Here is a 21,318-nt window from a genome sequence, read left to right on the forward strand (position 1 = left end):
TCAGTTTTAGTTGGTTTAATGTTAATGAATAGTTCTTTATTATTTCTATAGCAATATTAGTATTATAGAAAGACAAATGCATCCTGCCGAATCTGCATCAACAAACTATTTCGTCTCCTTTTCATTGTTAGAAAAACAGATATAAAACACTAGAAAACTGACAACTACACTCATAAAAAGGAGTTCAAGAACTCAAATTATAGAAACGGAAAGTTAAAATTATTTTACGGACGAACCTTTTATTTTTGAACGCCATTATAAAATTAAAATTCCAACAATTCTGCTTTTATTTTTTAAGTATTTGTTATTAACACACAAAAAAGACCCATACAAATTAACTGCATCGGTCTTTTTCTAAACTTAATAAAGATTTATTTCTTAGTTGATGATTATTTGTTTTACTATAGCTCCTTCATTTGTATGAATTTTAAGAAAATAATTTCCACTTGCTAATGATCTTGCATCTATTGAATTTCCGTTTGCGCTTAAAACTTTTTGTCCCGCAACATTAAATATTTCCAAAGAGTTTGCATCTACTCCAGAAACATGTACCAAACCGGTTGAAGGATTTGGATATACCGAACTTTCCTCGGCAACTTCCTCATTTGAAACATTTAACGTAGTATCCGTAATATAACTAAACGTCAAATCCACATCGTCATTATTTGTAGTTGAACCTGGTAATTTAACCGACCCAACCAAGGTACCATTTGCATAATTAGGACTCGTGTTATCTGATTTAAGCCTAAAATATCTTGCGGCACCTGTAGCAGGTTTATGAAAAGTAAAAGTATAATCATTTCCTGAAACTAAAATTACATCTGTACTTAAAGTTACCGTGTATTCAGATTCTGCAGTACCTCCGCTAGCACCACCCACAATAGGAAAATCTGAAATAGCAACATCATAAAGTTGGTTATCCGCAATAATATTTTCTTGACCATTTACTGTGGAAGGTTTTCCAGAGTAAACTCTAAATCGCCCAGCCGCTTGATCACTTTGACCTGCAAATTTAACGGTCACTGAAGTAAGTTTCCCTGAATCACAAGCCTGAAAGGATTGACCAATAAAAAGTGCATCCTTTGTTCTTTTTCCAACAAAATTAGCTTGGTCAGTTTGAGCTTCTGTACAGGTCTGCGCATTCACTGTTCCTAAAGAAAACAGAGCTACTAAAAGAATTGATAAAAAAGTAATTTTTTTCATAATTGATTGTTTAAATAATTGGTTATTAGTTGCACAATATTAAACTCAATAAAATTATTTCTCATCCTGCTGTTTCTGTGGCAGCAATTTGTCCCTCAGTATTCCCATACCAACAATACTCTTTTAATCAAAGAAAAAGACCAACATTTACATTGGCCTTTTTCTGTTTTTTATAATTCTAATTTCTCTTTCTATACCGATTATAAACTACTTTATTGTTTGACGTGTTTTTATTTTTGCAGGATTATCCTCGACATCACCAGTTTCTTTTCTCCATGTAATCAATGCAGTATTTAACTCTTCTTTCTTTTCTTTAAATTTTACTTTTCCAGCTAAATTAACAAGTTGGTAAGGATCATTTTTCATATCATACAATTCTTCCTCAGGTCTTCCTGATTCTAACAATCGTAAAATTTCATATTGCTTAGGATACGTAAATTGTGCTTTTACCGTGGCTTCATAACTTCTATTGTTCCATCCTTTTACATCCATTAAATCGGCAGGCAACAAATAATTTTTATTGGGCATTAAATTTTTTATAAAATAAAATTCCCCATCAAATACCATACGACTTGGGTAATGTTCTTTTGGATTTGGTCCGTGAGAATTGTGTTCGCCAAAAATATAGCTCCTTCCTTTTACTTTTTTCTGATGACCTGTTAAAACAGGAAGCAAAGATTTTCCTTGAACCGTTTTTGGAATGGGTAATTTTAAAAAATCTAAAACCGTAGGCATAATATCAATATGCGAAATGAGCGCCTCTGAAACTTGACACTTTTTTACTTTTGGTCCCACTACAGCAAAAGGCACATGCAAGCCTTCTGCATAAGCGGATGCTTTTGCCCTGTGATATGGCTGCCCTTGGTCTGAAGTAAAAATAATCAACGTATTGTCATACACTCCTTTTGATTTCAGTGCCGAAACAACTGCTCCTGCACAAGCATCTGCCAATTGTATGCAACCATAATATTTACTCAAATCTTTTCGCATTAATGGTGTATCAGGTAGATAATCAGGTACCGTAATTTCGTTAGGATCTGTCATATACTCCGGAAAATGCTTCATATGCTCCTCAAAATTTCTATGTGGCGGTGAAATATTGGCTTGAAAGAAAAATGGTTTATCTCCTGATTTCTCAATAAATTCAGCAATTACTTTTTTATATTCTTTAGGGCTATTATGAACAGGATCTTTGTCTGAATATGGAAATTTCCACGGCGGACTCATGTGAAATTTTTGAGTAATTGCTGTGAAAAACCCATTTGCTTTTAAAATCTCTGGCAATGTTTTAATGTATTCATGAACTCCTACTTTGTCAACTGTTGGCGATTTCCTTCCAAAAAACTCAATGGGATCAGTTAACTTTGGTGTAATGGTATTTCTCCAATGGCCATTTGCATGAGGAAACATACCCGTATTAATTGAACTTCTACTTGGAGAACAGGAAGGAACTGCAGCATATGAATTTGTAAAACGAACTCCGCTTTTTGAAAAAGCATCAAAATTTGGTGTTTTTACCCCTTTCGCACCATCAATTGCGGTATCATAACCTTGATCATCTAATAAAATAAGCACCACATTTAATGGTTTTTTATTTTTACCAATTTCGTTTATTGTGCTTTGACTTACACTTGGAAATACTATAAAACAACTAATAATGAGAAGTACTAAATATTGCTTTTTTATTGAAAACATAAAATTATTTTTTAACTATAGTCAAAAGTATTTAAAAAAAATTAGGCAATCATCCTGCTTTAACATGCTAAACCTATCTGTAACAACAGGTTTCGACAGGATGCAAAATTCAACTGTAATCTTTTTTTTTGTTAGGTAATTTCATACCTTATACCTAAAACATGTGCTATAAATCTTCTTTTCTATTTATTTTGTTTTGCCTCCTATATACTTCTCAAAAAACAATAGGTCAAACAACAAAACCAAATATCGTTTTAATTGTGGCTGACGATTTAGGCTATAGCGACATCAGTTGTTTTGGTGGTGAAATACAAACACCTCAAATTGATAAACTAGCCAAAAATGGCGTGCGATTTAATAAATTTTATGTTTCTCCTATGTGTGTTACTAGCAGGGTAGCAATTCTATCTGGAATGGAATATCAAGCGGCTGGACAAAATAATTTCCGCAAAGGAATTAGCATTGCAGAACCTCTAAGAAAACAAGGGTACGCAACAAGTCTTGTAGGAAAAAACCACGGAATGCCTTCCTTAAAAATTGGCAACCCCAAAACCGATTTTGGCTTTGACCATTTCTATGGTTTTACGGGTGGACAAATAAATAGTTTTACAGGTAAAGGAAATGTAAAATGGCAGAATGACGGCAACATCTTTCCAAACACAAAACTTCCTAAGGATTTTTATGCGTCTAATAACTTTACAGATTACGCACTCTCTTACATGAAAGAAGCTATTAACAACAACAAACCGTTCTTCACTTTTGTTGCATACAATGCGCCTCATAGTCCATTGGATGCCCCAGAAAAAAATGTCAAAAAATATTATGACCCCGAAAACGGTATAAATGTTTACCAAAAAGGTTATGATAAAATGAGAGAAGAACGCTTAAAGCGTATGAAAAAAATGGGTATAGTTGATAAACATGTTAAACTATCTGAGCAAGGTGTTGAAATACCTGATTGGAATTTGTTGCCTAAAACATCAAAAAACTCTTGGGATTTACAAAAAGATTTTGAAGCTTTATCAAGAAGTGCTTATGCAGGTATGGTAGACAATCTTGATGAAAATATTGGAAGAATTGTTTCTTTTATTGAAGATCCTAATCAGGATGGAAATACAAATGACAGCCAGTTAGACAATACCATTATTATATTTATTTCAGACAATGGCGGATGTTATGCAGGCTCCTATACCAATAGAAATGCACTTCCTTGGAGTCAACAAAATAGAGGAGCCGGTTTTACAACAAATTATGGATGGGCAACTTTAAGCAACACACCATTCCGCTATTACAAACACGCAAGTCATGAAGGAGCCATTCGTTCACCAATGGTTATGCACTGGCCTAAAGGAATGCAATTAAAAAACAATAGTATCAATTCAGAAATGCTGACACTTTGGGACTTATACCCAACATTTTTAGAGCTAGCAGATGCTAGCTACCCTAAGAACAAAAAAAAACTACCCGGAAAAAGTTTCTTGCCCTTACTAAAAGGTGAAAAATTTGAATCGGAAGAGTTCTTTGTATCAACATTTTATCGTTCAAAAGGAATCATCAAAGGAAACTGGAAACTCGTAAGTTATTTCGACAGTCCTTTCGAATTGTATAATTTAAAAAAAGACCCAACAGAGCTAATTAATTTAGCAGATTCTTGTCCAAAAGAGCATGAAAAATTGATGAAAGCTTGGGATGATTATACCTATACACACGGTTTTGAAGACGACAAACATTGGAATACTTCACCTGGAAAAACAACAAGGGGCTGGGGATTTGACAGAATGAGCAAAGGTTTGTTAAAAACTATGCCCGAATATATGAGTCACCAAGTGGCAATTGACCAAAAATTAACATTAATTTTTAAAAGTAAAATTTCATTTGAAAACACAAAAGGAAAATCTATTCGATTGCAGAAATACGGAAATCCAGAAATAATTTGGTCAAAAGATTTAGATGAAAACAGTTCATTTCAAGGAAAAAAAGAAATAGTTTTCGACGATTTCCCTGTATTAGAGCCAAATTCTCATTATTACATTACTTGGGATTCTGGATGGGTAAAGTACTTCGAAAAAGGCAAATGGAACCCCTTAAGCGCGGTTAGAGAAAGCGCCTACGCCTATAGGTTTAAAACTGGCTCATAAACAACCTTAACATCTAAATCACATAAGTATTCGACAGGTTTCAACAGGATGCAATTTATAGTTTACATAGTTACTTTTACGTACATAAAAACTATTAATCCATTTCCAAAAGTTGAAAAAATGACAAAAAAACACGCTATATTATTGCTGTTCCTTTTTATACAAACCTTGTTTTACGGTCAACTCCCTCCTGTCTTTGATCAAAACGACGAGGCTAGAGCGAGTCATTCTGAAATGACAAAAACATACCTAACTCCTGCTCGAATCATTTGGAAATCTGACACTTCTGATACTTATATTCAAAATGAGGAGAGTTTATTAAAAAAAGGGAATGGTCAAGTTGCTGTAAATGATAAAAATTCATTCAGATTAATTAGTACAAAAGATCATAAACCCGGAATAATTTTAGATTTCGGAAAAGAAATTCATGGAGGTGTAAAAATTTCTATGGGAATAAGACCTAGTAAAAAACCACTTAAATTAAGGGTTCGCTTTGGAGAATCTGTCTCGGAAACACTTTCTGATGTAGGTGGTAAAAACACGGCGACAAACGAGCATTCCCTTAGAGATTTTATCATAGAAGTACCATGGTTAGGTTCTGTAGAAGTAGGTGAAACAGGATATCGTTTTCTTAGAATTGATATAGTTGACGCCAATGAAATTGCACCAATCAAAGAAATTGCTGCTGCCTTTATATATAGAGATATTCCTTATGTAGGCTCTTTTGAAAGTAACGACCAACGTTTGAATGACATTTGGATGACAGGTGCCTATACGGTTCAACTAAATATGCAAAACTATTTATGGGATGGAATTAAAAGAGACCGATTGGTTTGGGTTGGAGATATGCACCCTGAAGTAATGACTATTAATACTGTTTTTGGAAAAAATGATATTGTTCCTAAAAGTTTAGACTTGGCAAGAGACCAACACCCTTTACCACAATGGATGAATACTATTAGCTCTTATTCTATGTGGTGGTTATTGATTCACAAAAATTGGTACGATTATCATGGAGATTTGGCCTATTTAAAAGAACAAGAAACCTATATGATTGGCTTATTAAATCAACTGAGTACTTTTATCGACAAGGACAATAAAGAAATTTTAAACGGAGGTAGGTTTTTAGATTGGCCTACTAGTACCGACCCTAAAGCAGTGCATGCAGGTTTACAAGCCATGATGATTCTAACTTTTGAAGCTGGTTCCGAAATAATGCAAGCTTTAAACAGAAGTGACTTAGAGAAAAAGTATAAAAAAATAGCAAAAAAATTAAAGAAACATACCCCTAAAGGAAATACGTCTAAACAAGCAGCTTCTATGATGGTGTTAGCTGAAATTTCTAAGGCTAAAAAAACAAACAAAGAAATATTAAGTAAAGACGGAGTGCAAAACATGTCTACTTTCTATGGATATTATATTCTAGAAGCCATGGCAAAAGCAGATGATTACGACGGTGCCTTAACCGTAATAAGAGATTATTGGGGTGGTATGTTAGATCTTGGCGCGACTACATTCTGGGAAGATTTTAATATAGAAGAAGCAGCAACTAGCGAAAGAATAGATAGAATGCCAACCGCAAATAAAAATGATATCCATAAAGATTTTGGCGCTTTTTGTTATGTTGGTTTGAGACATAGTTTATGTCATGGTTGGGCAAGTGGACCTACTTCATGGTTGACACAACACGTCCTTGGTGTAAATGTTCTAGATGGCGGAAACACAATTAAACTGGAGCCTCATCTTGGCGATTTAAAATTTGCCAACGGTACATTTCCAACAAAATTTGGGGTATTAAAAATCAAACATAAAAGAAATTCGCAAGGTAAAACAATCACTTCTTTTGAAGCTCCTAAAGGCTTGAAAGTAATACAATAATCATTATGATAAAATCTTTAAAAGCAATTCGTTTATTCGCATTTGTTATTGGAACACTAACACTTGTTTCATTTACTAATAAGAATAACAAATCTCCAGAAAAACCGAATATCATTTTCTTTTTAGTAGATGACATGGGATGGATGGATACTAGTATTAATGGGAGTCAATACTATGAAACGCCAAACATGGAACGATTGGCAAAAATGGGAATGAAATTTACACACGCCTATGCAGCCAATCCTTTATGCTCGCCTACTAGAGCAAGTATTTTAACCGGTCAGGACCCTGCCAGAATTCGTTTAACAACACCTGGGGGGCATTTACCTCCAAATCCTAAAAAAGTATTAGCAGCTAAAAAAGGGGCACCTTGGCAAAAGGTAGCAACTCCAGCTTCCCTTACATTTCTTCCTACTGAGCAGTTTACAATTGCCGAAGCCCTAAAAGAAAACGGATACACAACCGGACATATTGGAAAATGGCATTTAGGTCAAAAAGGCTATTGGCCAGAAGACCAAGGTTTCGATGTTAATATAGGAGGACAACAACATCCTGGTCCTCCAAGCTACTTTTCTCCTTATAAAATACCGAACCTTCCTAACGGAAAAAACAAAGAATATATTACCGACAGAGTAACCCTGGAAACTGTACAATTTTTAGAAAACCAAACAAAAGACAAACCATTTTATTTAAACGTTTGGCAATATGGAGTTCATGCACCCTACCAAGCTCCAAAAAACTTGATAGCAAAATACACTGCTAAAAAAGACCCAAGAGGAAAACAAAACAGTCCGATTATGGGAGGTATGATGGAAAAAGTAGATGAAAGTTTGGGTATTATTCTTGACAAATTAGAAGCCTTAGACATAATGGACAATACGTTAATTATTTTTTACTCGGATAATGGCGGAAACATGTACGATGAATTACCAAATGGTTTTCCTACCAATAATTTCCCGCTAAGTTATGGTAAAGGAAATATTTACGAAGGTGGTATCAGAGTGCCATGTATTGTTTCATGGAAAGGTAAGATTGAAGCTAACTCAATTTCTGACGAACTTATTCAAAGTACCGATTTTTACCCAACTTTATTAGACATAACGAATACTAAAAAGAATTCAAAACAACTTTTGGATGGAACATCTTTAACCAATTTATTATTAAAGAAAAAACCACTAAAAAGAAAAGCAATTTTTTGTCATTTCCCACATTATATCTCCGCAACTACAAACTACCCTACTACTGCTGTTTGGCATAAAAACTACAAGTTGCTTAAAGTTTATGGTGAAGGTACTGATAGAGCTCCAGAATACAAATTATTCGATTTAGACAAGGATATTTCAGAGACTCATGATATTGCAAATAACGAAAAGAAAACAGTGCAAAAAATGAAGAAAATGTTAAATAATTATCTATCTGACATTGACGCCTTAGTTCCTGTAAAAAACCCTAATTATAAAAAAGATAGCCGAACTAATTTTGGAAAAACGCATAAATTCCCCATTAAAAGTTACCCTAGTTACTAAAAACAAAACTCATGAAAATAATTTTTAAATCCCTATTAATTCTATTTCTAGTTATTCATTATTCTGGAAATATTTCTGCACAAAACCCAATTATGCGTGGTTATGCAGACCCTGCTATGAAAGTACATAACGGTAAAATGTATATGGCCATTGGTAAAGACAAAGCCATTGGAACAAAAGGATTTAACATGCCTTATTGGACAATTATCTCTTCTACAGATTTAAGGGACTGGAAAGTAGAAACACATATAGACCCAAAAGACACGTATCTTGGAAAAGAAAGTATGCGTTGTTGGGCAGCAGATTTGGCTTTTAAAGATGACAAAGTATTTTTCTACTTTTCTAATGGAGGATTAGAAACTGGTTTGCTAGTTGCCGATCAACCTGAGGGACCTTATGTTGATATTTATAACAAAGCATTTTTACCTAAAGAAATGTCCACAAATTATGAATATGACCCAACAACATTTACAGATGATGATGGTAAAAATTATTTGATTTATGGTAGAAATGGTTTCTTTCAAAACAAGATGTTGTATTACCAATTGATCGAATTAAACGAAGATATGGTATCGATAAAAGGAAAACCTATTTCTTTAAAAACAGACACTGAGTTTGGTTTTGGAGAAAATGGAAGAGCTAGAGATCATCAATATTTTCACAAATATGGAGATACTTATTACTTGAGTTGTGCAGGTATTTATAGAACGTCTAAAAATATTGAAGGCCCTTATATTAACGAAAGAAGTACGGGGCAACCAAAAGGACATACAAGTTTTGCCAATTTCAATGGGCAAAGTTACCATGCTTGGGAATTTACTTGTGCGCCATACGACAATAGAGCTTACAGACAAACAATGATGACGTATTTACATTACAAAGATAATGGTGATATGCTAAGTGATTTAAACTTTGTTGAAGGTGGAAAATACTATGAAACAGGTGTAGGTAGTTACAACGCTAACTGGGATACAATTGAAGCAGAATGGTTCTTTAAAAAATCTGAAGGAATTGTTAAAAAAGAAGGTCAAGGTGGATTTGTTTTGAAAAATATTCAAAACAATGATTTTGTAAACTTTCCTAATATGATTAAAATGAAAAAAGACACTCGTATTCATTTTAATATAGCTTCTAAATCAAAAGGCGGAACTATAGAAATTCGATTAGACAGTCCGACTGGTGAAATAATAGGTACTTGTGCTATTCCTTACACAAAAAAATGGAGTTCTTACAAAACGGTTTCAGCACAACTAACAAATAAAGAAAAAACTCATAATCTTTATTTTGTATTCAAAGGAAAAAAAGGTGAGTTAGCTCATTTAAATTCATTTAGTATTAAAAAATAATTATATCCTATGAAAAATTATCTGATCTTAGGTATAGTGTTAACTGCATTCTTAAGTTTTCATAAAACACAATCACAGAATAAAAAAAAGCCGAATGTAGTTATTGTATTTATAGATGATGAAGGATATGGTGATGTTGGAGTTTATGGAGCAACAGGTTTTCAGACACCACATATAGACAAAATGGCGAGTGAAGGAATGCGCTTTACAAATTTTTATGCAGCGCAACCAGTATGTAGCGCTTCTCGTGCAGGAATAATGACAGGTTGTTATCCGAATAGAGTTGGAATTAATGGCGCATTATTTCCTTTTCATAAAAAAGGATTGAACCAAAATGAATATACGATTGCTGAAATGTTTAAAGATCAAGGTTATGCAACAGCATGTGTTGGAAAATGGCACTTAGGGCATCAAAAAGAATTTCTACCGTTACAACACGGTTTTGACGAATTTGTTGGATTGCCTTACTCTAACGACATATGGCCTTACAGTAGCCAAACAGGAAAAAGACTTCCAAAAAATAAAGGACGTGGTAAGCTTCCCGATCTTCCTTTGATTGAAGGGAATGAAACTGTTAGTTATATCACCTCTTTTGAGGATCAAGATAACTTAACTACTATGTATACTGAGAAATCAGTAGAATTTATAAATAAAAATGCAAACAAACCATTCTTTTTATACTTACCACATAGTATGGGACACATTCCTTTGGGTGTTTCTGATAAATTTAGAGGAAAAAGTGAACAAGGAATGTATGGTGACGTAATGATGGAAATTGACTGGTCGGTTGGTCAAATTAATAAAGCGCTAAAAAAGAATAATCTTGAAGACAATACCATCGTAATTTTCACTTCAGACAATGGGCCTTGGCTTAGTTTTGGTAACCATGCAGGATCTTCTGGTGGTTTAAAAGAGGGAAAACTTAGTAGCTGGGAAGGTGGACAACGCGTGCCATTTATCATACGTTATCCAAATAAAATTCCTCCAGGAACTGTTTGTAATAAATTAGGTTGTGCAATTGACTTACTTCCTACCCTAGCTTCTATGACAAAAGGAAAACTGTCTAAAAATAAAATTGACGGTGTTGACATAAGCTCACTTTTAGAAGGTGATTTTCAATCTAATCCTCGTAAAACCCTTTTATACTATTATGGAAAAAACAATTTGAACGGCGTTAGAAAAGGAAACTGGAAATTAATATTACCACACAGTTATAGTACTTATCAAGGCGCTTTAGGTAATGACAGAAGTGGGAGTAAAAAAACGAAAATAGTTATTACTAAACCTGAACTTTATAATATGATTCGTGATCCTGGGGAACAATACAATGTGTATGCAAACTACCCTGAAAAGGTAAAAGAACTCATGGAAGTTGTTGAAGCAGCACGTAAAGAATTAGGCGATTTAAATGTAGGAATCGAAAAAGGGACTGGAAACAGAGAACCCGGTATCGTAAAGTAGTAAACTCACATATAGAACTCTTACGACTAAAAAAACACTAAAAAACAGAATGTTTAATTAAAATAAAAACATCTTATGAAGTTAATTTCAGCTATCACCTTATTATTGTTAATCTCTTGCGGATCAAATCCACAAGCCACAAAAGATGACATTACACAAAACCCAATTAATAGCTCATCAAAAAAGTACAACGAATTTTTCACCCCAGAAATGGAAATAGCGGTAGAGAAAGTTCTTAAGGGAATGACATTGGATGAAAAACTTACCATGTTGCAAGGTGATATTGACGGTCAAGCACCACCTAGTAGAGGTTCAGCAGCTGTAAAACGTTTAGGTGTCGGTGCCATGATTTTTTATAATGGTCCTAGAGGACTACAAACGTCATATAAAAGCACCCTTTTTCCAACAGGTATTGCGCAAGCTGCAAGTTTTAAACCTACCCTAGTAAAAGAAATTGGTGCTGCAATTTCTTCAGAGTTATTAGAGGCCGGATGGGATATTCTAGAAGCACCTTCCATCAATATTATTAGAGACCCTTTGAATGGACGAAATTTTGAATATTATACCGAAGATCCTTATTTAAATGCAAAAGTAACAAGTGCATTTATTATAGGAGGACAAGGTGCAGGTGCATTAAACTCTGCAAAGCATTTTATAGGAAATAATAAAGAACAAAATAGAGGTCAAGTAAATGCGGTTATTGATGAAAGGGCTATGCATGAAATTTACTTACCCGCATTTAAAGCAGCTTGTGAAGTTGGAGTATTGAGTATAATGACCGGAGCAAATAGAGTGAATGGCCCTCATGCTTCTGACAACCCGGATATAATCAATATATTGAAAGAAGAATGGAATTGGCCTGGCTTTTTATATACCGATTGGAACGGAGTGCAAACATCAAAGCAAGCTTTTGAAGCTGGGCTAGACTTATCTATGCCAGGAAAAGTTAAATCTCCATTTTCAGTTAACAAAATAAAACCTATAGCGAAAGCAAGTAAAACTAATTTACTAGCATTAGATGATAAGGTGAGACGTTTATTACGTGGTAATTATTTTGCAGGAAAACTACCTGGATCTCCAGCGAAACCATCAGTAATTGTTGATTATGATAAACACCATCAATTAGCATTTGATGCAGCATTGGCGAGTATGGTATTGGTTAAAAATAATAAGAACCTATTACCTATATCCAGTAAAGTAAACAAGATAGCTGTACTAGGACCTATGGCGAATAAAAAATTCTTTAAAGAATCTGGAGGAAGTTCAGGTGTTAGAGGAGTAATGTATGAAATATCAGCGCTACAAGGTCTTAAAAAAAGATTTGGAGATAAAGTTACGAATGTACCTTTTTCAATCAATGAATTATACAAAAAAATTGCAGCTCCTAACGTATTTCATATTGATAAAACTGGTAATAAAAAAGAAGGATTCTTAGCTACTTACTCAGGTAAACACCCTAATACTGATAAAAAAAATATCGTATACCATAGTACTCCCGATATTAATTTTAATTGGGAAATGGCTTCACCGGACCGTGATGAATTAAGCTCTGATAGATATATTGCAGAATTTACTGGTACACTGGTTCCTCCAACATCTGGAAATTATACCATTAGAATAAAAGGGAGTCAGAAAGTAACACTTGAGCTAGATGATAAATTGGTTTCTAACAAAATGTTTATTCAAAGATTTCGTGAGTCTACTATGAAATTAGAAGGCGGAAAAAAGTACAAAATCAAACTTACGTTCCGTAAAGCTCGTGGTGATGGAAATATTCAATTATCTTGGATAACTCCAAATTCTGAGCAACAATTAAATAACAAACTTGACAGATCCGTGGAAGCAGCTCGTAATGCAGAATTTGTTGTTTTAGCTGTAGGTTTAGATCATAATACCGAATCTGAGGGTATGGATAGATTAAGTATGGGACTTCAAGACTATCAAGATAAATTGATAGAGCGCGTAATTGCTGTAAATCCTAATACTGCCATAATACTATACGGAGGAACACCTATGTCTATGCCTTGGTTTGATAAAGCTCCTGCCCTAGTACTACCTTGGTATGCAGGTATTGAAAATGGTAATGCATTGGCTTCTTTATTAGCTGGAGACAATGATTTTGGGGGAAGAATGCCGATAACTTTTCCGAAAAAATATGAAGACTCACCGGCAGCACCTTTTCGCCAAAACTCAGCTAAAAATGATACTATAGAACATAATGAAGGGGTTTTTGTTGGTTATCGTTGGTATGATAGCAATAAAATAGCCCCATTAATTCCTTTTGGGAAAGGATTGAGTTATTCAACTTATTCTTATGGCAAACCAACTATAAAAAAAGATGGAGAAAATGTTACTGTATCACTTTCTGTAAAAAACACAGGAGATGTTGAAGGAATAGATGTTGTACAATTATACATACATGATCAACAATCTAGTTTCCCTAGACCTTTAAAAGAATTAAAAGGATTCAAAAGCATCAAATTAGCAGCAGGAGAAACCAAAGAAGTTTCATTCCAACTTAATGAAAGTTCATTTTCTTATTACAACCCCGACACTCATAAATGGTGGTTAGAACCAGGTAAATTCGATATATTAATTGGCCAATCTTCTGATAATATTTTGAGAAAAGTATCAATTAGACGTTAGTAAAACATAGAAAAAAAGTACTAAATAGTTATTTACATATCCCCTAATAAAAACATGTAAATAACTATTTTGTTGTTTTATAATAATCTTATATAGAAACAACTCCTAAATATTTCAATCTTTTTAAATCCACAAATAAAAGTTTGAACTGTCAATATTCTTGAGATTATTTAGTTAAATAAAATTCCAACATTCAAATAATTAACAATAATACATATACATTATTAGAATACTATTTATTTAAACATAAAAACCACTAAAACCATATAAAAACGGAGCAGATGTAACAGGATGCAATTGTCACAGTTTTTCACAAACTTTGATACAAATTAAATATTTTTTATAGCCACTTTAAAAAAATCAATATTTATGAAAAAAATACTCCTTTTCATTTTCCTTTTATCTATAAATTTCATTTCAGTTTCGTATTCACATTACGAAGGAAAGAATGAGGTCATTAATCCCAATGATCATTACTCTATAAATGCACTAGCATCTATCACTGCAATCTCAAATGGTGAATGGAATAATAATTCTACATGGAGTTCTAATTCCATTCCTACAAACCTTGATGATGTTATCATTCCGAATGGAATTAGAGTTACACTATCAGGTACAATGACAGCTAGAAGTATAAGTGTTTTTGGAATTTTAAGTCCTTTTAGTCTAACCACAAATTTCGAGTTAACAACCAAGGGTGTGATGATACAAAATGGTGGATTAATGCAAATTGGTAGTACAGCGTCTCCCTATTCGGCAAATGGTATTATTACACTTACAGGGTCAAACCCTTCGGAGGTATTAATGGGAAGCTCTGTAATGGGTTCCAAATTAATTGGGGTCATGTCAAATGGACGATTAGAACTTCATGGTATTGCAAAAAAAAGTTGGACACAATTGAACGCTACCGCATTAGCAGGGGCTAATAACATTACTTTAAAAGAAACTATTGATTGGGAAATTGGTGATGAAATTGTTATTGCATCAACAGACTTTGACCCACATCAAGCGGAAAAAAGAAAAATCACTTCAATAACAGGTAATATTTTAGGACTAGATGCTCCATTAAACTATATGCATTGGGGTGTTGAACAAACGTATAACAATGGTACCAAAGACCTTATTTTAGACGAAAGAGCTGAAGTCGGTTTATTAACACATAATTTAAAAATACAAGGAGACATTTCAAGTGAATCAAACGGTTTTGGTGGGCATATTATGTCTATGTCCGGCTCTATTTCAAAAGCTTCAAATATTGAATTGTATAGAATGGGACAAAAATCTCAACTCGGTAAGTATCCTTGGCACTGGCATTTATTAGGAAATGCCAATGGACAATACATTAAAAACTCAGGTATTCACACCTCATACAATAGAGTTATTACTGTTCATGGAACAAACAATACAGTGGTAGAAGGTAATGTTGGTTTTGATTTTCTGGGACATGGATATTTTTTAGAGGACGGAGATGAAACTGGTAATTTATTTAAAAACAACTTGGGTGTTTTATGTAAAAGACCCAAAGATGGAGAGGAAACTACACCTAATGATATTGGTATTGGTGCCGACAGAGGTGTCCCTGAAGAGGCATTTCCATCAACATTTTGGATTACAAACCCCAACAATGACTTTATAGGAAATGTTGCTGCCGGTTCAGATGGTTCAGGATTTTGGCATCTCGTTTTAATAGAGCCAATAAATGAATCTGGTTCAAGCTATGAACCAGGAATTCAACCTATGGGAGTTTTTGATGATAACAAAGCTCATTCAAACTTATTTAATTGGGGTATCGATAGTGGAGTAGATAAAACTACGGAAGAACTGACAAATGGACATTACAGACCACAAAATGCCAATGGAAGTCAATTCATTCCAACCATTAATCGATTTACAGGTTATAAATCAGTTGATAGAAATGTTTGGATTAGAGCCAATAAAATGGATTTTTATGATTGTAAATTTGCAGATAATGGACGTTCTGATTTTTTCTCATATACACAAACTTTATTCAATTCATTAGTTGTTGGTAAATCTGACAATATTGGTACGCCTACATCTGCAAGTGAGATTGAAGCAGGCAGAACATTGCCCTATCCTGATAGAGGAGCAAAAGTTTTTAGCAATGGTTTTAGAGGACATAGTATTTACGACGGTCCTTCTGGAATTGTAGATACACATTTTGCAGGTTTCGATTCTAACGGAGCTAATGCTTTTTGTTTCCAAACCAATGGAGCTTCACGAAAATCGACCAATCATTTTGCCAGAGGAATTACTTATGACGCTGCTATACCGGAAGCTAATAAATTTGATTTCACCAATACTTCTTATGTAAGCTATATGTATTTAAGTGGTATTATTGACGAAGATGGAAGTCTTACAGGACATGCTGGTAGCCGAGTATCTCCTATTATTTCATCGCATCCTAACGGGCGAAACTTATTTGAAAAAGGTGCCAACGTACAACAAACTGATATTATTGAAAAACCAGAATGGGGTGCTTGGATTACTTCAGTAAAAGAATATAATTATTTTAGAAATATTGATTTTACGGATAAAGCAAATGGTGCTTTTACACCACGTTATTTTATTACAGAATATCCTGATAAAACCACTCATGCTGTTTTTAATGTACAGACACAGCAAATATATTTTGATGGTCCTGTTATTACAAACGATTTAGAGTACACTTATTATCTTCAATACCATAAACTCTCTAAATACATGGTAGGCGTTTTAGACGGTTGTAAAACAAATTCTGAAAACATGATTGTTGCGTATTCAAACATTCCAGGCATAGCATATGGTGGAAATGCTACAAGAGTTACAAGTATGGCACAACTAAAATCAAGTACTAACCAAGCCTATTTTATAAAAGATAACACCTTTTATTTTAAATTTATTAGTACAGGAATACAAAGTAATCATCTACAAAGACAGTTTGGACAAGACTTCAGGTTTAGAAATAGTGCGACTATTTGTAATGCCGGAAATTGCAATGATGATTCAGAATGGGGAGATATTTTAGATGATGTTACCTTAATAGATTATAGCATTCGATCTATGGATTTAGGATCTATTGACACTAATGACGATTCTAGAGATAGCGCAACTACAACAGATGGCTTGACCGTTCCCTCTTTTACTTATGCAAATACCAAAGTAAATTTTACTATTGAAAACAATGGTAATGGTCAAGCTGGTTATACCGATTATGTAATTAATTTAGCTTCTAGACAAGTTTGGGAATATTTCAATACGTTGAATATTAATTATACCGGACCTGATGTAGAAGTATTAATTGAAGATACCGAAGGTGCAACATTAAGTTTAGGAACTTATGCGTCTTCGGACATCGAAAACATTCGTATTGGTCAAGACTCTGAATTTGATAAATTTACAAAAGTTAAAAAATTAATATTACGTTTTCACGAATCTCATATAGGAGATATTCATAGTACATCTTCTGCAAATGTTCAGATCAATTACATAAAATTAGGTCTTGATATTCCAGAAAATTATAGTGTATCATCAACATCCACAATTCAAGATTCTGATGGAGATGGAATTTTAGATGCCGATGAAATAAGCCTTTGTAGAGATTCTAATTCCGCTTCAGATTTTGCTTTAGAATTTAATAGTGACAGTACGATTTTTGATGGATTTACACAAAAAAATGCAGATGGTAGTATTACAGAAGAATTAGGAGTATTAAAGGGAACCTCCTCGTCTAGCAGTGGTGATGTTCAAATTATAAAAAATGGTTTCTTAGACATGTTAGGTTCAGACATTAGTACACTTAGTATCAGACTTAAAGCTAATACAGCCAGCAGCAGAGTACAATTTTTTTGGCAAAATGAAAATAGTGGTCCTGCTTCAACAAGAACAGTTTTCAAAAATTACACGGGCAATGGTAATTTCCAAACTCTTTCTTTTGATATGACTTCGAATAGCGAATGGCAAGGACAAAAAATTAAAGGTTTTAGAATAGATCCTATTTCTAATACCAATGTTTCTTTTGAAATTGATTGGATTCGTGCGAACAATGCCATTGACCCTACACTACCATGCGCTGATTTAGCTGTTGAAAAAATTGCCCCAAAGAATGCGATAAAACTATATCCTAATCCTATTAAACCTAACCAAATAATAAATGTTATTGGTATAGAAAACTATAATAATATTAAGATTATGGTTTACAATATTACTGGAAAAGAAGTGCCTTCAGAAATCATAGGAAACACAATAAAACTTCATAAAACTTCATCCGGAATTTATTTTATAAAATTCTTCCTAGAAGATAAAAATCAAATCATTACAAAGAAATTATTTGTAAAATAATGAGAAACACGCGAGTGAAAAATAAAAATAGATTAATCAATTTTATGAAAAACAGCTTATTGAATCAGAAATACTTAGTTCTACTTCTCTTACTTGTATCAGGAGTATTATTGCATGCTAACAACAAGGATTCAGATAGCTATATCACATCTAGCAAATCAAGAAAAACAAATAGCATCAGGTTTTCTTCAAAACCTGATGCTATATTGTCTACTATAACGTCTATCCCCTATAGCGGGAATGTTAGCCTACCAGTAGGTAGTAATATTACAGGGCTTCATAAATGGTCATCTATAAACAGTTGGGTTGGAAACTTAAAGCCAACAAATACAGATGATGTTTTTATAGATGAAAATTCTGTGTTGGTATTAGATGAAAACATCAGTGTAAAATCTATTACCGTTGCTGGAAAATTAATTGTCGATCTTTCAAAAGACATTCGCATTTCCACAGAATTTATTTTCGTAAAAGGAGCACAAGCCTACTTTGAATGGGGAACAGAAACGGAACCCTATTTAAAAAATGGAGTCATAACTTTGATTGGTACGGATACTGAGAAAAAAATTCCCAATACAAACGTCTCAACAAAATCAATTGTTGTTATGGACAATGGAGTTCTTGAACTACATGGTGAAAAAAAATTATCTTGGACAAAACTAAGTGCCAATGCAATAAAAAATAGAAATGTTATAAGCTTGGTAGACCCTGCTACAAATTGGAAGGTTGGAGATTCTATAATTATTCTATCTTCTCGAATTAATATGAATCAAGCGGAAGTAAAAACTATAAAAAGCATTTCGAATAATAAAAAAACAATTAGATTAGATTCGGTATTACAATATCCACATATCGGTACAGCTCATTCTTATACTAGTCCATCAAACAAAACATGGAATGCTGATATTAGAGCAGAGGTAGGATTGTTATCAAAAAGCATAAAAATCCAAGGAGATTCTGATTCAGAAGATTTACAATATGGTGGCCACATTATGGTTCATTTCAATGGTATTGCTCATGTTGAAGATATAGAGTTGCATAAAATGGGGCAAAAAAAGGTACTTGGTAGATACCCTTTCCATTGGCATTTAGTAGAAGAAAGAGGTGCTGGGCAATATTTAAAAAACACGAGTATTTATAGAAGCTATAACCGTGCAATTACAATTCATGGAACAGAGTCTACATTAGTTGAGGGTAATTTCTGTGTGGACCATCTAGGTCATGGTTTATTTATGGAAGATGGAGGCGAACGTTTTAATATTATTAGAAATAATGTAGTAGCCGTTACAAGAAAGCCAGACGAGGGAGACGAATTAACACCTTCTGACAATCAATTCAGCACCCCACAAAATGCTTCGCCATCTAGTTATTGGCTTACAAACCCAAACAATATTGTTACAAACAATATAGCAGGAGGTTCAGATGGTACCGGTTTTTGGTTTATTTTTCCAGATAAGCCCATTCAACAGTCTTCAGGTGTAGACAGACTAAAAAATTTAAATCCGAGAGGAGATAAATTAGGTGAATTTTCAGGAAATACAGCCCATAGTAATAAAAATGGCTTTGATATATTTGATATTCTAAGAGAAGATCATTCCATAGGAGCCAATGCAAGTTGGAACAGAACAGAAAAACGCTATTTAGACAACAATACTTGGTATGCAAATGAAATTGGCGTGTATGGTGGTATTGGTGGTGGCGTCCCTACTAGAAACGTTATTTTTAGAAATAATGTGTTTGTTGACAACGAAATTCATTTAATGCATGCGAATTATACAGATCATCTCAACTGTATATTTATTGCAAAATCAGGTGAAAGTGTATTTAATGGAGAACGTGTTTTAATGAAAGCATACGACGGAGCGTTTTCTATAACTAACTCTTATTTAGTAGGTTGGAATCAGCCAGAAACAAAATACGCAGCATCAATTGGAGGCTCTAAAAAGCATCCAAATTATGTGGTATCAGGTATTGAGAAAGATTTTACGGGACCTCCCAATTTTAATCTTCCAAATTATGACAGGTTGCAGAATGGCCCTGCAGGTGCCAATAGTACATCACATGTTCGAGTATGGATCTTTGCTATATGGGACAAAGATGGTTCTTTAACTGGTGTACCAGGTGGAGGAACTATAATATCTAATCACAATATGCTCCGTGATGGTACAGAAAAACCTTTTGAAAATTGGCGGAATACCTACTTCACAAAAAAACGTATTGGACATCTTAATTTCCCAATAATTAGCGGTAATGAAAATGACCCTAATGCTCCTAGAATGACTTTTACAAGAACTAAAGCAGGAACATCTAAAGCAGGGCATTATCATTCTAATGGTTTTTATAATATTCCTCAAACGGCTGTCATTTTAAATGATGATTTTCTCTACACGATTCAATTTGAAAATCTACCTGATAGCAGAAAACTTACATTAAGATTGGAAGACACTTACAAAGATGGTGACCATATAATCATTAGAATGAAGAATTTTGCGAAACTTGCAGGGATTACTACAGAAGAAAACTATCCTGTAGCTACAACCTTAACAGCTTTAGAAAACTCAAGCGAAACAACAGTTGCCAAACTAGGAAACCATTTTTACGTAAAGTTCTTTGGTACAAAACTAGGAGTTTCTGTTATTAATTTTAAATGGAATATACAACCTGCGGGTTGGCCCGTATTAGATACCGATAATGATGGTGTTACAGATAGAGATGAAACTTTTGCAGGAACCGAGTATATAGGTTTAGGTCCACTATATGAAAATGAACCACTGTTAAATATTCAATCTGTACAAGTAAACAATAGTATAACTTTATACCCTAATCCTATCAACTCTAACCAAATAATAAATATTGTCGGTTTAGAAAGCTACAATGATGTTAAGGTTATGGTATATAATATTACTGGAAAAGAAGTGCATTCAGAAATCATAGGAAACACAATAAAACTTCATCATATTTCAACAGGAATTTATTTTATAAAATTCTTTATTGAAGATAAAAAACAAATTCTTACGAAGAAATTATTTGTGAAATAATGATAGACAACAAAATTAAGGTTCTTAGTACAATGATAAATAAGCAACTCTT

Annotated in this window: 10 protein-coding genes; 8 read left to right on the forward strand and 2 right to left on the reverse strand. The window is 33.6% G+C overall.

The features are described 5' to 3' along the window. Positions 1–378: 378 nt before the first annotated feature. Together FGM02_RS16830 and FGM02_RS16835 are read right to left on the reverse strand one after the other, a co-directional pair. Positions 379–1,203, reverse strand: a complete 825-nt coding sequence (locus tag FGM02_RS16830) for a T9SS type A sorting domain-containing protein (protein WP_139959665.1) — start codon at positions 1,201–1,203, stop codon at positions 379–381. A 207-nt stretch (positions 1,204–1,410) separates the two neighbouring features. Continuing rightward, a complete protein-coding gene (locus FGM02_RS16835) occupies positions 1,411–2,898 on the reverse strand; it encodes a sulfatase family protein (protein ID WP_139959666.1) in 1,488 nt (495 codons plus the stop codon). Between the two features lie 161 nt (positions 2,899–3,059). Between FGM02_RS16835 and FGM02_RS16840 the strand changes: the two genes are divergently transcribed. The 8 genes from FGM02_RS16840 (at position 3,060) to FGM02_RS16875 (ending at position 21,266) form a co-directional block, all read left to right on the forward strand. Further along, positions 3,060–5,036, forward strand: coding sequence for a sulfatase-like hydrolase/transferase (locus FGM02_RS16840; protein ID WP_139959667.1), 1,977 nt, complete (start codon positions 3,060–3,062; stop codon positions 5,034–5,036). A gap of 120 nt (positions 5,037–5,156) precedes the next feature. Next, the gene (locus FGM02_RS16845) at positions 5,157–6,914 is read left to right on the forward strand and encodes an alpha-L-rhamnosidase-related protein (protein WP_139959668.1); all 1,758 of its coding nucleotides are present in this window, start codon (positions 5,157–5,159) and stop codon (positions 6,912–6,914) included. Between the two features lie 5 nt (positions 6,915–6,919). Next, a complete protein-coding gene (locus tag FGM02_RS16850; RefSeq protein ID WP_139959669.1) occupies positions 6,920–8,440 on the forward strand; it encodes a sulfatase in 1,521 nt (506 codons plus the stop codon). Between the two features lie 11 nt (positions 8,441–8,451). Then, entirely contained in the window at positions 8,452–9,786 is a 1,335-nt protein-coding gene (locus FGM02_RS16855) for a family 43 glycosylhydrolase (protein ID WP_139959670.1), read from the forward strand. Positions 9,787–9,795: 9 nt separating this feature from the next. Continuing rightward, positions 9,796–11,247, forward strand: coding sequence for a sulfatase family protein (locus FGM02_RS16860; RefSeq protein ID WP_139959671.1), 1,452 nt, complete (start codon positions 9,796–9,798; stop codon positions 11,245–11,247). 75 nt (positions 11,248–11,322) lie between these two features. After that, positions 11,323–13,893, forward strand: a complete 2,571-nt coding sequence (locus FGM02_RS16865) for a beta-glucosidase (protein ID WP_139959672.1) — start codon at positions 11,323–11,325, stop codon at positions 13,891–13,893. A 369-nt stretch (positions 13,894–14,262) separates the two neighbouring features. After that, a complete protein-coding gene (locus tag FGM02_RS16870) occupies positions 14,263–18,231 on the forward strand; it encodes a G8 domain-containing protein (RefSeq protein ID WP_139959673.1) in 3,969 nt (1,322 codons plus the stop codon). Beyond that, positions 18,231–21,266: a G8 domain-containing protein gene (locus FGM02_RS16875; protein WP_139959674.1), complete on the forward strand. Its 3,036-nt coding sequence runs from the start codon at positions 18,231–18,233 to the stop codon at positions 21,264–21,266. The genes FGM02_RS16870 and FGM02_RS16875 overlap by 1 nt, the downstream gene beginning before the upstream one ends. Positions 21,267–21,318 lie beyond the last annotated feature (52 nt).

This window comes from Flavicella sediminum (assembly GCF_006381105.1).
Taxonomy (GTDB): domain Bacteria; phylum Bacteroidota; class Bacteroidia; order Flavobacteriales; family Flavobacteriaceae; genus Flavicella; species Flavicella sediminum.